At 75.7% G+C, this 14,383-nt stretch carries 7 protein-coding genes; all 7 read right to left on the reverse strand.

Going from position 1 to position 14,383, the window contains the following annotated elements:
- Positions 1 to 13 precede the first annotated feature (13 nt).
- The 7 genes from AC3EUJ_RS22315 to AC3EUJ_RS22345 all read right to left on the reverse strand — a co-directional run bounded on the left by AC3EUJ_RS22315 (position 14) and on the right by AC3EUJ_RS22345 (position 14,259).
- Positions 14 to 4,744 carry a hypothetical protein gene (locus tag AC3EUJ_RS22315; protein WP_431964018.1) on the reverse strand — a complete coding sequence of 1,577 codons (4,731 nt, stop codon included), beginning with the start codon at positions 4,742 to 4,744 and terminating at the stop codon, positions 14 to 16.
- Between the two features lie 87 nt (positions 4,745 to 4,831).
- Positions 4,832 to 5,713 (reverse strand): hypothetical protein, encoded by an 882-nt coding sequence (locus AC3EUJ_RS22320; protein WP_431964020.1) that lies wholly within the window; start codon positions 5,711 to 5,713, stop codon positions 4,832 to 4,834.
- Between the two features lie 40 nt (positions 5,714 to 5,753).
- Positions 5,754 to 7,274 (reverse strand): hypothetical protein, encoded by a 1,521-nt coding sequence (locus AC3EUJ_RS22325; protein ID WP_431964022.1) that lies wholly within the window; start codon positions 7,272 to 7,274, stop codon positions 5,754 to 5,756.
- 74 nt (positions 7,275 to 7,348) lie between these two features.
- On the reverse strand, positions 7,349 to 10,951 hold the full coding sequence (locus AC3EUJ_RS22330; protein ID WP_431964024.1) for a hydantoinase B/oxoprolinase family protein: 3,603 nt from the start codon (positions 10,949 to 10,951) through the stop codon (positions 7,349 to 7,351).
- Positions 10,952 to 10,955: 4 nt separating this feature from the next.
- On the reverse strand, positions 10,956 to 11,990 hold the full coding sequence (locus AC3EUJ_RS22335) for an SGNH/GDSL hydrolase family protein (protein ID WP_431964026.1): 1,035 nt from the start codon (positions 11,988 to 11,990) through the stop codon (positions 10,956 to 10,958).
- Entirely contained in the window at positions 11,987 to 13,141 is a 1,155-nt protein-coding gene (locus AC3EUJ_RS22340) for a glycosyltransferase (protein WP_431964027.1), read from the reverse strand. The genes AC3EUJ_RS22335 and AC3EUJ_RS22340 overlap by 4 nt, the downstream gene beginning before the upstream one ends.
- On the reverse strand, positions 13,138 to 14,259 hold the full coding sequence (locus tag AC3EUJ_RS22345) for a glycosyltransferase family 4 protein (protein ID WP_431964029.1): 1,122 nt from the start codon (positions 14,257 to 14,259) through the stop codon (positions 13,138 to 13,140). Before AC3EUJ_RS22345 ends, AC3EUJ_RS22340 begins: the two co-directional genes overlap by 4 nt.
- Positions 14,260 to 14,383: the final 124 nt, after the last annotated feature.

Here is a 14,383-nt window from a genome sequence, read left to right on the forward strand (position 1 = left end):
GATCAGCCGGGGGTCAGCCGCCCTGCGGGGCCGGCTGCTCCGCAGGGCGGCGGAACATCCGCGTCGCCGTGATCTCGCCGTGCACCGGCTCGGACTCCGGGTCCCGGACGGGGAGTCCGGGCCGCAGGTGCTCCTCGACGCTGATGTACTTCAGGCCCGCACGCAGATCCGCGTCGTTGCGCAGCCGTACGACCAGCGGGAACTCGGCGAGCGCCGTGGTGTCGAACAGACCCGTGGTGTAGATCAGCTGGACGCCCAGCGCGTCGGCGACCGCGCGCTGCAGCTCCAGCAGATAGGTGGCGTTGGCGCGGCCGATCGGGTTGTCGAGGAAGAGCGTGCCCGCGTGCCGGTGCCGGTCCCTGCCACGGTCGTTGCTGCGCAGCGCGGCCATCGTGCAGTACAGCGCGATGGCGGCGGTGAGCAGCTGGCCGCCGGAGAAGACGTCGCCCATCTGCCCGACGGGGACGCGCTCGGCGCGCAGCACGGCGTCCGGTTTGAGGATCTCCACGGCCACGCCCTCGGGTTCGAGGGCGGCCGCGACCCCGCGCAGCAGCAACGACATGCCGTCCCGGCGCAGGTCGGAATTCTTGCGGACGGCCGCCCGCGTCGCCTCGTCGATCACGGCGCCGAGCCGCTCGTTGAGCGCCGCGTGGTCCGGGTCGTCGAAACGGATCCGCAGGAACTCCTGTCCCGACCACTCTCCCAGGCCCTCCGGCAGCCGGGACAGCCGCTGCGCGGACCGCAGGGTGGCCAGCGAGGACTCCACCATGCCTCGCAGCCGGTCCACGATGCTGTCGCGGTTGCGCTCCAGTTGCTCCAGCTCGTCGGTCAGGACGCGCAGCCGCGGCGCGAAGGCGGCGTGCCAGGCCGCCGCGTGCTCGGGCAGCGCGGAGCCGGGCAGTTCGCGGATCTGCTGGCGGGCCGGGGTGCGCACCTGCTCGTAGCGGGTCGCGTTGGCGTGCCGTACGAGGACGTCGCAGGACTCGCGCAGCTGCGACTCGGCCGCCGACAGGTCGGCAGCGCAGCCGCGCAGGCTGCGGCGGGCCTCGGCGACGGCGGACCTGGCCTCCTCCAGGGAGCCGGAGTGCGGCTCGGGCTCCTCCTCGCCGTCCTCGGGCTGCCGATCGCCGTCGCGGAGCAGGTCCCGCAGCAGCGCCGCGAGTTCGTCGAAGCCGGTCGCCGCGTCCTCGGCAGCGCGGTGCGCGCGGACCAGGTCGCCGTGGACGTCCCGGGCGTGGCCCAGCGCCTCGGTCCGGGCGGCCAGTTCGCCGTTGGCGCCGCGCAGCAGCTCCTGGGCGTGCTCGGCATCGCGGGGCAGCAGCTCCTCGGGGAGCTCGGTGTGCGCCTCGCCGTCCGCCGGGGCGTGCCGCTCGGCCTCGCCGCGCAGCCGGCCGAGCTGCTCGCTGGCCGCGGAGGCGCGGGAGTCGAGGGTCGCCACCAGCTGTTCGGCGCGAGCGGCCGCGGCCTGCCGGGCGGGTCCGTCGGCGCCGTCCGGGCCCTCCAGCAGCCGGCCGGCCCGGGTGCGCACCTTGTTGGTGAGGCGCTCCAGTTCGGCGAGCGCGGACTGCTCGGTGCTCTCTGCGCGGGCCTGCTCGGCCCGCAGGTCGGCGCCGACGCCCACCTTCTCGTACACCTGGGAGGCGGCGCGGTAGGCCTCGCGCAGGGCGGGCAGCGAGCCGGCCGGCTCCCCGGCGCCGTCCTCGTCCTCGAGGGCCTCGTCGGGGGCGCCGGTGATCTCCGAGCGCTCGGCGCGGAGCACACGCGCGGTGCGGCGCGCGTCGTCCGCCGCGCGCTGGGCGGCCCGGCGGTCCTCGTCGGCGGCACGGGCCAGGGTCAGGCACGCCTCGGCGCGGGTCTCGGCCTCCGCGGCGTCCTCGGCCAGTTCCCTCGTCCTGCGCTGCCAGTTGGCCCGCTCGCGCAGCCGGAAGGCGAGACCGGCGAGCGCGTCGGCGGCCCGCCGGGCCTGCTGCGCCACTTCCTGGCGCTCGTCACGCAGGGCGGTCGCCTCGGCTGCGGCCTCCTCGGCCTCCATCCGTACGGAGCGTGCCTCGGCCAGTTCCTCTCGGGCGGCGGCCGCGGTCTCCCGGGCGGCCTCCACTGCCGCGGCGAGTTCGGCGAGCCGGCCGCTCGGGCAGCCGGATCGCCAGGAGGAGAGCCGGGCGGCCAACGTGCGATCCGCGGCCAGACGGGCGGCGAGGCCGCGGATGTCCTCCTCGCGGGCGGTCGCACGGGCGCGCAGCTCCTGCCGCTCGCCGTCGGCGGCCAGTTCGTCGTGCATGGCGGGGTTGGGCGGGACGAGGAAGAGCTCGGGCTCGGTGCCCGCCGGGGGCGGCGGGGCGAGCAGCGCCGCCGCCGTGCCGACCGTGACGGTCGACCGCGGCAGCAGGGCCGCCTGCGCCAGCACCTCGCGGGCCCGTAGGTAGCTCTGCGGGTCGGTGACGACCACGCCGTCCACCAGCTCCGGGCGCGCGGCGAGCACGGCGGCGTGGTCTGCCGGGGCGACGGCCTGGGCGAGGTACCGCCAGCCGGGGAGGGCGGGGATGCCGTGCTCGCCCAGGTACTCGACGGTGGCCAGGACGTCGGGGCCCGGCGGCAGCAGCCCGCCGTCGCCGAGCGCGGCCAGGATGCGGGCGTCGTCGGCGGCGGCGGTGCGCAGGTCGAACAGCTGCCGCTCGGCGGAGGCCACCGCCCCGTCCAGCATCTCCTGCAGCGACTCCGCGAAGGTGTCGAGCTCGGCCGCGGTCAGCGGGCCCTGCCCGGCGGGACGCCGTCCGGCCGCGGGTGCGCCGCGCCGGGCCGCGGAGGCCTGGGCGGGGACGGCGGGGCCACGGTCCCCGGCGGTGTCTTCCGCCGCGTCTTCCGCGGTGCCGGCCGCCAGGACGGTCCGGGGAGCCTGTGCGGGCGGCAGGCTCAGCAGTTCGGCGAGGCGGGGCTCGGCCGCGAGGGCGTCCGCGACGCGTGACTCGGCGGCGTGGGCTGCCTCGGCCGCGGCGAGGGCGTCGGCCGCGCGGGCGGCGGACAACTCGGCACGCGCGTCGGCGGCCGCGGCCTCCCGGGCCCGGTCACCGGCCCGGCGGGCGGCGTCACGGGCGGCCTCCGCCGCGGTCGAGGCGGCCTTCTCGGCGTCGGAGGCCTCCAGTGCGGCGCGGGCGGGGTCGGCGTCGGGGGCGGAGTCGTCCAGCCAGCCGGCCCGGACCGCCTCCGCGGTCTCCTGCTCCACCTCCGCCAGCCGCTGCACCAGGTGCCCGGACTCGCTGCGGGCGCGCTGCGCCTGCGTCGCGGCGGCGGTGGCGTCGCGGTGCGCCGCCTCGGACCGGGCCTGGAGTCCCGCGGAGCGCTCCTCCTCCGCGTCCGCCCGCTCGTCGGCGGTGTCCGCGGCGGCCCGCAGGGCACGGACGAGGTCGCCCGCGGCCTTCGTACGGGCCGCGAGGGCCGGTGCGGCGTCGCGTTCCGCCTCGTGGATGGCGGCGGTGACCCGGGCCAGGCGGTCGGCGGCGGCCCGGTGCCGCAGCACGATCTCCGCGGCCTGCCAGGCGGACTGCAGCGTACGGGCGTCGTTGAGCTCGCGGCGCAGCGCGGTGGCGCTCTTCTCGCCGGCGGCCAGGGCCAGCGAGGCGTGCCGGTAGGCGAGTTCGGCGGCGACGAGGGCGCTGCGGCCGCGGGCGGCCTCGGCGTCGGTGACGGTGTGCGCGGCGCGGGCCGTCTCCTGGGCCAGTTCGGCGGCGCGGCCCCGCTCCTCGCGGGCGCGCGCGGAGAGCCTGCGGGCCAGGGCACGGGTGCGGCGCTCGGACTGGGCGTGGACGCCGCGTGCCTGATCCCGGGCGGCGGTGGTGTCGACGATGCGGCCGAGCAGTTCGAGGGAGCCCGCGGTGAAGTCGCGCTCCGCGGTGAGCTCGGCCCGGCGGCCCAGTTTGCCGGCGAAGCCGTGCACGAGGTCGGCGAGACCGTCGGTGTCCCGGGTGTCGGTGACCGCGCGCAGCAGGAGGTCGGTGAAGTCGGAGTCCTTCTTCACCGCGAAGAGACCGGCCGCCTCACCTTCGTCGGCGTTCATCTCCCGCTGGTAGCGGAAGAGTTCGGGGTCGAGGCCGAGCTCGCCGAGGTGCTCGTTCCACCGGTCGTGGATCTCCTCCCACATCACCTCCAGGTGCGGGTAGTAGCGCCCGGCGTCGGTCAGGGCGTCGCGGAAGCCCTTCATGGTGCGGCGGCGGCCGCGGGCGCCCGAGGCACCCTCGGCGGACGGCCGGACGGCGGTGGACTCGGCCACGGGCAGCGAGTCCAGGCCGAGCCCCGGGCCGGGCCGGAAGGAGTACCAGGCCTCGGCGAACTTGCGCGGGTCGGAGGAGACCTGGCGGCCGCGCCACTCGCTGACCTTGCCGACGACGACCAGCTCGCCGGTGACCGTGTGCTGCCACTCCAGGGCGACGTGTCCGCAGTCGTCGGCCAGCAGGAACTTGCGGAGCACGCCGGAGCTGGCGCCGCCCAGGGTGTTGCGGTGTCCGGGCAGCATGACCGAGAAGATCAGCTTGAGCAGGACGGACTTGCCGCCGCCGTTCTCCAGGAACAGCACTCCGGCCGGTGCCGGACGGCGCGGCGGGCCCGTCGGCTCGTCCTCGAAGAACTCCGCCTGGGCGGGGGCAGGTTGCGGCACGGGCTCGCCGACTCCGCGCAGGTCCAGCACGGTGTCGGCGTAGCGCGCACCGGCAGGCCCGATGGAGTAGAGGCGGACCCGGGACAGCTCGTACATGGGGGGCTCTCGTCGTGGTGGTCTGTGGTCGGCAGGTGCGGGTGGATCGGCAGGATCCGGGGGCGGGTGTCGGTGCGGGCCGCGGCTTCAGGAATGGAAGGGCAGGCCGGCTCCGGCCACGAGGCCGAGGTCCTCGCCCTCCTCCGCCGGCATCAGCGCCGCCGAGTCACCGGCCCGGGGCACGATGCCCAGGTCGAGGAGTTCGGCCATGGCGGCGCTGCCCGCCATGTCGCGCACCTGGAGCTGATAGCGGGCGGTGGTGCGGTAGGTGCCGCCCGACTCGTCGCCCGTGCGCTGCAGGAAACCGGAGTCGACGAGGAAGGAGACGGCCTTGCCCACGATGCCGGTGGTGGAGCCCGCCAGGCGCCGGGCGTCCTTGGTGGCGCCGGTGGAGCTGCGGCGCACGTAGACCCGCCAGGCGGCCTCCAGGCCGGGGGCGTCGCTGGCCGGGTCGGTGTTCTCGCCCTGCTCCTCGGCCCGTGCCTCCAGCCTGCGGCAGGCCTGGCGCAGGAAGCCGTCGACGCCGTTGACGGTGACGCGGCCGATGTAGGCGTCGTCGGCGAGGTCCTCCGGACGTGGGAAGGCCATGGCGGCGGTGGCGAGGTGGGCGAGCCCGTGAAGGAAGCGGTCCCCCGCGTCGGAGGCGGCGCGGCGCGAGTAGTCGCCCATGCGGACGGCGAAGACCGAGTCCTCACCGGCGGCCAGCGCCATGCCGGCCCGGGGCGAGACCTCCAGCACGACCAGGCCGAGCCCGGTGGCCACGGCGTCCGCCAGGCGCGAGAACAGCGGCTCCTCGCGGTAGCGGCGGATCAGCTCGGCGTACTCGGCGTCGCGCGCGGGCAGCAGCTTCGGCTGGAGACCGAAGGAGACCAGGCGGGCGGCGTCCGCGGCGTCGCCAGGGGTGACGGCCGCCGGGCCGGGGGCCGCGGCGGGCGGCTGTGTGCTCTCGCCGTCGCGGTGGTCGCTCACGGGGTTGTCTCCTCGGTACGGATGGTCGGTTCGCTCATCGTCACGCCACCTCGGACCGCTCGGCGGCCATCCCGGCGGCGTCCAGCCGGGCCGTGCCCACGATCAGGTCGGCGCCGCCGAACTCGGGGTCGTCCAGCTCGGTGCCGTCGTCCACGGCGAACAGCAGCCGCTCCTCGCCCTGGCGGTAGGCGGTGCCCACCGGCGGGCTGGCCGCGTGCACGGCCAGCAGGGCGACCAGATAGGGCAGTTCGGGGTCGAGGCGGCGGGCCTCGGCGAGCAGCCCGGACAGCCGGCGGGGGGCGTCGTGCGGCAGTTCGAGGAGCTCCAGCGCGGTCTCGAGCTGCTCCTCGCTGAACCGGCTGTCGTCCGGGGTGGCGACGAGGTCGGGCTCGGGCATCTCGGCGCCGAGGTGCTCGCGCTCCACCGGCGGGGTGAGCAGGGCGTCCACGAGGTCCGTGACGCGGACCGAGGCCGGGGTGCGCAGGCCCGTGCCGCGGGCGAACCAGGCGTCGGTGACCCGGGTGGCCTGCTCCACCGGGAGCGGCAGGACCGGCGCGACCAGTTGCCCGTACAGGTCGAGCATGCCGACGAGGGCGCCGCCGCGCGGCGCGGCGAAAGCCTGCCGGTCCTGCTCGGCGCGGAAGATCGGCCCGGCTTCCAGCAGCCGGGACTGCAGCTGGGTGTGGCGTCGGATGCAGTCCTTGACGATGTCGACGAGCTCTGCGGCGCGGCGCTTGTGCTCCGGGTCCTCCGACTCGTCCCTGGCCTTGCGGATGTTGGTCAGGATGGCGTTCTCGTGCCGGTAGCGGTCGGCGACGTGGTCGAGCGCCTCAGCGATCATGTCGGGGACGGCGCGGACCCAGTCGACGGCCCGGACGTTGCGGCGCGTGGCGTCCAGGGTGCGGCGCAGCGTCTCTGCGTACTGCACGGTGCGGTAGCGGGCCTGTTCCGCGGCGAGCTGAGCGTCGGCCAGGCGGCCCCGGTTGATCAGCACCTCCAGCTTGACCTCGGCGGCGATCTGGGCACTGGTCACGTCGGTGTCCAGGGCGCCGACGAGCACGTTGACGGCCTCGTCGGTGGTGCGCAGGTAGACGGTGCCGTCGCGGCCCGGGACCTCCTCGATCAGCTTGAAGTCGTAGTCGCGGCGCACGTACGTCCCGTCGGCGCCGAAGGTGCCGTAGACGGCGCGGAAACCGCGGTCGACGCTGCCGACGTTGATCAGGTTCTCCAGGACCCAGCGGCCCACCCGCTCGTGCTCGGCGGCGGGACGGCCGGGGGCCTGGGCGGCGATGCGGGGCAGCAGCCGGGAGATTATCTGGTCGTGGTCGGCGCCGGTGTCGAAGTCCATGTTGAGCGTGACCAGGTCGATGGCGGCCAGGGCGACCTCGGCCATCGCGTACACCGAGTACTCGCCCGCGAGGTTGGCCTTGCGCGCGTCCAGGTCGTGCAGCGGCGCGGTGCAGGCCAGGGCCTTGAGCCGGCGGGCCAGGCCCTCGTCCGCGGCCGGTCCCGGCGCGGGCCGGACACCGCCGCTGAGCTGGTGCGGAACGGTCGTGGTCACGACGCACAGACTAGGCGCTCGGACCGACAACGGCCCAAACGGCGCGGTCCGGGCAGCGCCGGGTCCGGTGCCGCTCAGCCTCCGGCGGCCCCGTAGCCGCCCCCGCCGGGCGTCGCCACGACCAGGACGTCACCGGGCCCGACGTCGGCGCAGTCGACGCCGCCGAGCGGGGTGACGGTGCCGTCGGCACGCTCGATCCGGTTCTCGCCGAGGGCGCCGGGGCCACCGCCCGCCAGGCCGTACGGGGGGACTCGCCGGTGGCCCGAGAGCAGGGCGACCGTCATGGGTTCCAGGAACCGGATGCGGCGTACGACGCCCCGGCCCCCGTGCCACCGGCCGTCGCCACCGCTGTCGTCGCGCAGGGCGAAGCCGTCGACGCGGACGGGGTAGCGCCATTCGAGGATCTCGGGGTCGGTGAGCCGGGAGTTGGTCATGTGGGTCTGGACGGCGTCGGCGCCGTCGAAGCCCTCGCCCGCCCCGGCACCGCTGGCCACCGTCTCGTAGTACTGCACCCGGTCATTGCCGAAGGTGACGTTGTTCATCGTGCCGGAGCCCTCGGCCTGCACGCCGAGCGCGGCGTACAGGGCCCCCGTGACGGCCTGGGAGGTCTCCACGTTGCCCGCGACGGTGGCCGCCGGGTACTCCGGGGCGAGCATCGAACCGTCGGGGACGCGGACGTCCAGGGGTTTCAGGCAGCCGCTGTTGAGCGGGATGTCGTCGGCGACGAGGGTGCGGAAGACGTAGAGCACGGCGGCCATGACCACCGAGCGCGGCGCGTTGAAGTTGCCCTCCTGCTGCGGGGAGGTGCCGGTGAAGTCCAGGACGGCGGAGCGCGCCGCGCGGTCGACGCGGACGGCGACGCGGATGACCGCGCCATTGTCGGTCTCGTACGCGCAATCGCCGTCGTCGAGACCGGCGACGATGCGCCGCACGGACTCCTCGGCGTTGTCCTGTACATGCTGCATGTAGGCGTGCACGACATCGAGGCCGAACTGCGCGGTCATGCGCCGCAGCTCGGCGATGCCCTTCTCGTTCGCGGCGATCTGCGCGCGCAGGTCGGCGATGTTGGTGTCCGGGTCGCGCGAGGGGTACGGGGCGCTCGTGAGCAGGGCGCGGGTCTCCTCCTCGCGCAGGCGGCCGTCGCGCACCAGGAGCCAGTTGTCGAAGAGGACGCCCTCCTCGTGCACGGTGCGGCTGAAGGCGGGCATCGAACCGGGGGTGAGGCCGCCGATCTCGGCGTGGTGGCCGCGCGAGGCGACCAGGAAGAGCAGCGACCTCCCCTCGTCGTCGAAGACGGGGGTGACGACGGTGACGTCGGGCAGGTGGGTGCCCCCGTGGTAGGGGTCGTTGACGGCGTAGGCGTCGCCCGGGCACATGGTGCCCTCGTTCCGCCGCAGTACCTCCTTGATGGACTCGCCCATGGAGCCCAGGTGAACGGGGATGTGGGGGGCGTTGGCGATGAGGTTGCCCTCGGGGTCGAACAGGGCGCAGGAGAAGTCCAGCCGCTCCTTGATGTTGACGGAGTGGGCGGTGTTCTCCAGTCGGACGCCCATCTGCTCGGCGATCGACATGAAGAGGTTGTTGAAGATCTCCAGCATCACCGGGTCGACCTCGGTCCCGACCGCCACCCGCCCGGGCCGCGGTCGCACCCGGGTGAGCAGGAGGTGGCCGTGCTCGCCCACCGCGGCCCGCCATCCGGGGTCGACGACGGTCGTCGCGTCGGCCTCGGCGATCACGGCGGGCCCGTCCATGGTGTCGCCCGGGCGCATCTCGTCCCTGCGGAACAAGGCGCTGCGTCGGCGCCGGCCCTCCACGTACAGCGACACCTCGGCGGCCGGCCGCAGTGGGCCCTCCCGGGCCGGCTGCTCCACGAAGTGCCGGCCCGGCGGGCCCGCTGAGCCGACCGCCTCCACCGATACCGCCTCGACGACCAGCGGCTTGTCCATGGTGAAGGCGTAGCGGGCGCGGTGGTCGGCGGTGAAGGCCCCGCGCATGGCGTCGACGGTCCCGAACGGGACCGGCAGCGCGGCGTCGGTGCCCGCGTAGCGGACGTGGACGCGGGTGACGGTCTCGACGCTGTCGTCGGGGACCCCGTCCTCGCGCAGTTGGGCGCGGGCCAGGCCGTCGAGCTCGTCGCGGACCGCGCGCAGGGCGGGCAGCTCGTCCTCGCGAAGCGGGCTCTCCACGGAGCGCTCGCGCATGGCGGTGGCGTCCGCCAGGCCGATCCCGTACGCGGACAGCACCCCGGCCAGCGGGGGCACCAGGACGGTGCCGACGGACAGGGCGTCGGCGACCGCGCAGGCGTGCTGGCCGCCGGCTCCGCCGAAACTGGTGAGGGCGTAGCGGGTGATGTCGTGGCCGCGCTGCACGGAGATCTTCTTGACGGCGTTGGCCATGTTCAGGACGGCGATCTCCAGGAAGCCCGCGGCGACCTCCTCCGAGGTGCGGCGGTCGCCGGTCGCGGCCGCGGCCTCGTCGGCGAGCCGCGCGAACCCCGCGCGGACGGCCTCGGTGTTCAGCGGCTGGTCGCCGTCCGGGCCGAAGACGGCCGGGAAGTGCGCCGCCTGGACACGGCCGAGCATCACATTGGCGTCGGTGACGGTCAGCGGGCCGCCGCGGCGGTAACAGGCGGGGCCGGGGTCGGCGCCGGCGGAGTCGGGGCCGACCCGGTAGCGCTGCCCGTCGAAGTGGAGGATCGAGCCGCCGCCCGCCGCCACCGTGTGGATGTTCATCATGGGCGCCCGCATCCGCACGCCCGCCACCTGGGTGCCGAGGACGCGTTCCAGCTCGCCCGCCCAATGGGAGACGTCGGTGGAGGTACCGCCCATGTCGAAGCCGACGACCCGGTCGAACCCGGCCTGCCGCGAGGTACGGGCCATGCCGACCACTCCCCCGGCGGGGCCGGACAGGACGGCGTCCTTGCCGCGGAAGTGACCGGCCTCGCGGAGCCCGCCATTGGACTGCATGAACATCAGCCGGACGCCCCGCAGCTCCGCGGCCACCTCGTCCACGTAGCGGCGCAGGACCGGCGACAGGTACGCGTCCACCACGGTGGTGTCCCCGCGGGGGACCAGCTTGATCAGCGGGCTCACCTCGTGGGAGCAGCTGATCTGGTCGAACCCGGCCTCGCGGGCCGCCCGCGCGACGGCCTGCTCGTGGGCGGGATGGCGGTAGCCGTGCAGCAGGACGACGGCGACGCTCGTCAGGCCGTCCCGGCGCGCCTCGCGCAGGGCCGCGCCGGTGGCGGCCGGATCGAGGGGACGAACGACCGCGCCGTGCGCGTCGACGCGTTCGGGGACCTCGATGACGCGCTCGTACAGCGCCTCGGGGAGCACGATCTCGCGGTCGAAGAGCCGCGGCCGGTTCTGGTACGCGATGCGCAGCGCGTCGCGGAAGCCTTCGGTGACGACCAGGACGGTCGGCTCGCCCTTGCGTTCCAGGAGGGCGTTGGTGGCCACCGTGGTGCCCATCTTGACGACGCAGACCCGGTCGCCGGGCACGGGTTCGCCGGTGTCCAGCCCCAGCACGCGCCGGATGCCCTCGACGGGGGCGTCCCGGTAGCGCCCCGGGTCGTGGGAGAGGAGCTTGCACGTCTCCAGGCCGCCGTCCGGCCGTCTGGCGACGACGTCGGTGAAGGTGCCGCCCCGGTCGATCCAGAACTCCCAGCGTCCGGTCACGCCCTCATTGTCCCAGGGACGTCCCTCCCAGGCGGGCCAGCGCGGCGGCCGTGGAGTCGCGGGAACGCAGGTCCAGCAGGCCGTCGGTGCCGGCCATCCGGTGCCGGGCCTCCCGTCCGGCGAGCCGCAGCAGATCGGGCAGCAGATCGGTGCAGCGGTCGGCCACCCAGCGGGTACCCCTGGTCGCCATCCACCGCAGGCTCGCCGCGGCGCCCGGCCCCGGGCCGCCGGGAGTCGTGGCCGGCGGTTCGCCGTCCGACAGGCCGCGCGCGACCAGGAGCTGGTGGAAGGCCCGGGCCAGCAGCCGGTGCCCCAGCTCGCTGGGGTGCAGCCGGTCCGCGCTCCAGGCCGCGCGGTCGGCCACCCACGGATGGCGGGCGGCGTGCAGGTGCGCGGCGTCGTACCGCTCGGACAGGACGTGCACGACCTGGTTCAGCGCGGCCATCCGGCGGCCCAACGGGCGGGCGAGCGGCCACGGCAGGCCCAGCATGCGGCCGGGGTCCGGCAGGCAGGCGGTGAGCACCTCGGCACCGTGGGCGCGCAGTTGGGCCAGGACGGTGTCCAGGCGGCGGGCGACGGACTCGATGTCGAAGCTGCCGCGGAGCGTGTCGTTGGCGCCGATCACCACGGAGGCCAGGTGGGGGCGGTGGTCCAGCGCGCGGGGCAGCTGCTCCTCGACGACGTCCTTGGTGACGGCGCCGCTGCGGGAGCAGTTGAGCAGGCGTACGGCCGAGGGCTCGGCGGTCAGCCCCTGCGCCAGGAGCGGCACCCAGCCGCGCCATCCGCCGGCGACGGGATCGCCGAGGCCCTCGGTGAGCGAGTCGCCGAGCGCCGCGAAACGTATCTCCCTCGTGCCGGCCGGCGTGCCACCGGCCTGACCCGACGCCTCAGTCGACGCCTGAGTCGACGTCAGGGCAGAGGTCGGGGCCGGCATCCGAGCGGTGACCTGGGCCTGGGCGGGTGCCGTGACATCGGCGGGCGGGTGGGACGCGGGTCTGGCACGGCCGGGGACGGCGGGCGTCTCCGTGCCCGTCGTCATGGCGTGACCTCCGGGGCGGTGAGCCGGGGCGCGGCGTCGTGGGCGGCGAGGAAGGCGCTCACGGCGGTCGGCCAGCCGTAGCGCTCGGCCTGGGCTCGGGCGATGGCACGGCGCATGGGCTCGGGGCGGGACAGCAGGTGGCCGGCGGCGGCGGCGAAGGCGGGGCCGTCGTCGGTGGCGGCGGCACCGGCCGGGCCGAGGATGTCGGGCAGCGCGGACAGCGCGCTGGCGACGACCGGGGTGCCGCAGGCGAGGGCCTCCAGGGCCGACAGGCCGAACGTCTCCACCGGGCCCGGGGCCAGGACCACGTCGGCGGTGGCCTGGAGCGCGGACAGGGTGCGGCGGACGGGGACGTGCCCGAGAAAGGTGACCGGCAGCCGGGCCTCCCGGGCCCGCGCCTCCAGACGGGCGCGCATCGGCCCGTCCCCCGCGACGACGAGGACGGCGTCCACGCCCTGGTCCCGCATGTGGGCGAGCGCCTCCAGGGCGCGTCCCGGCCGCTTCTCGGGCGACAGGCGGGAGCACATCACCACCAGCACCTCGGCGTTGCCTGCGTACCGCGCGCGCAACTGCGGGTCGTGGTGCGCCGGGTGGCACGCATCGAGGTCGACGCCGAGCGGCGCCCGTACGACGTTGCGGGCCCCGATCCGCTCGAACTCCACGGCCGCCCAGGCAGTCGTGCAGACGATGCGCGAGTACACGCGCGCGCTGCGGCGGTTGAGCCGGTCGGCGGCGCCCTGGGCGAGACCGCTGGGCAGGCCCCAGGTGCGCAGCACCCCGTCGACGCTCTCGTGGGACACCATGACGGACGGCACCCGGCGGCGGCGCGCCCACTCCCCGGTCCAGCGCAGCGTCGTACGGTCGGAGACCTCCAGCCGGTCCGGGCGCAGGCCGTCGAGCACCGCCTCCAGCCGGGCCCGGCCGGCCAGTACGCGGTAGCCGCCGGTGCCGGCGACCAGGGGGCCGGGGAGGGTGACGACGCGGCCCTGGGAGGTCGTCTCGTCCTTGGCGGCGGGACCGGGGACGATCAGGACCGGCTCGTGGCCGGCCGCGAGGTAGCCCTCGCCGAGGTGGCGCAGGGCGGTGCGCAGGCCGCCGGAGGTGGGCGTGACGAAGTTGGCCAGCCTGACGATGCGCAGCGGACGGGTCATGCCGCCACCGCCGTACGGGCGTCGATCACCTGCGCGTAGTGCTGCAGGAGCAGGTCGCCGACGGCCTCCCAGGTGCGCGCGGCCACGTCGGCGCGCCCCTCGGCGCCGAACTGGTCGCGCATGGCCGGGGCGCTCGCCAGCAGCCGTATGGCGCCGGTGACGGCGTCCGCGTCCCCGGGCGGTACGAGCAGCCCGGTGCGGCCGTGGTCGACGAGGTCGAGCGGACCGCCGGCGGCGGGGGCGACCACGGGCAGCCCGCTGGCCATCGCCTCCTGGACGGTCTGGCAGAACGTCTCGAACGGCCCGGTGTGGACGAACGCGTCGAGGGAGGCGTAGATCCGCGCGAGGTCGTGCCCGGTGCGGCGGCCGAGGAACACCGCGCCCGGCAGCGCCTCGTGCAGCCCCTGGGCGCTGGGGCCGTCGCCGACGACGACCACCTTCACGCCGGGCAGCCGGCAGGCGCCGGCCAGCAGCTCCACGTGCTTCTCCGGGGCGAGGCGGCCGATGTAGCCGACCAGGACCTCGCCGTTAGGGGCGAGTTCACGGCGCAGCGCCTCGTCGCGGTGGGCGGGGTCGAAGCGCACGGAGTCCACGCCGCGCGGCCACAGGTGCACGCGCGGGATGCCGTGCGCCTCCAGGTCGCGCTGGGAGGCGCTGGACGGCGCGAGCGTGCGGTCGGCGGCCGTGTGCACGGCGCGGATGCGGCGCCACGCGGTGCTCTCGCCGCGGCTCAGGTAGGTACGGGCGTACCCCGCGAGGTCGGTCTGGTAGACGGCGACCGTGGGGATGTGCTGCCGGGCGGCTGCGGCCATGCCGCGCACCCCGAGGATGAACGGGCTGGCCAGGTGGACGAGTTGGGCGCGGTGCGCGGCGATCGCCGCCCCGGTCCTGCGGCCGGGGAGCGCCACCCGGACCTGCGGGTAGCCGGGCAGGGGCAGCGACGGCACGCGCACGACGGGGCACGGTTCGTCGCCCGGCGTGGAGTCGTGCGGGCCGGCCGGCGCGACGACCAGCGGCTCGTGGCCCCTGCGGACCAGGTGCTCGGCCGTGCGCAGCGCGCAGTGGGCCACTCCGTTGACGTCGGGTGGGAAGGACTCTGTGACGATGGCTACTCGCATACGGACGTTGTGGGCTCCCCGGGCGTTGTCCGGGTCACGTGGATCTTTCCCCTTGGGGAACGTGCCGTGAGCGTTGGCCCCGGATCGGGCCTTCCGACCGCGGCGCCACTCCCCCCGCGGGCGC

It is taken from the genome of Actinacidiphila sp. bgisy160 (assembly GCF_057707815.1).

What these genes read in the sequence shown, in the direction of transcription:
- AC3EUJ_RS22315 (WP_431964018.1), bottom strand. Translation starts at nt 4,744, where the DNA reads ATGTACGAGCTGTCCCGGGTCCGCCTCTACTCCATCGGGCCTGCCGGT.
- AC3EUJ_RS22340 (WP_431964027.1), bottom strand. Translation starts at nt 13,141, where the DNA reads ATGACCCGTCCGCTGCGCATCGTCAGGCTGGCCAACTTCGTCACGCCC.
- AC3EUJ_RS22345 (WP_431964029.1), bottom strand. Translation starts at nt 14,259, where the DNA reads ATGCGAGTAGCCATCGTCACAGAGTCCTTCCCACCCGACGTCAACGGA.
- AC3EUJ_RS22335 (WP_431964026.1), bottom strand. Translation starts at nt 11,990, where the DNA reads ATGACGACGGGCACGGAGACGCCCGCCGTCCCCGGCCGTGCCAGACCC.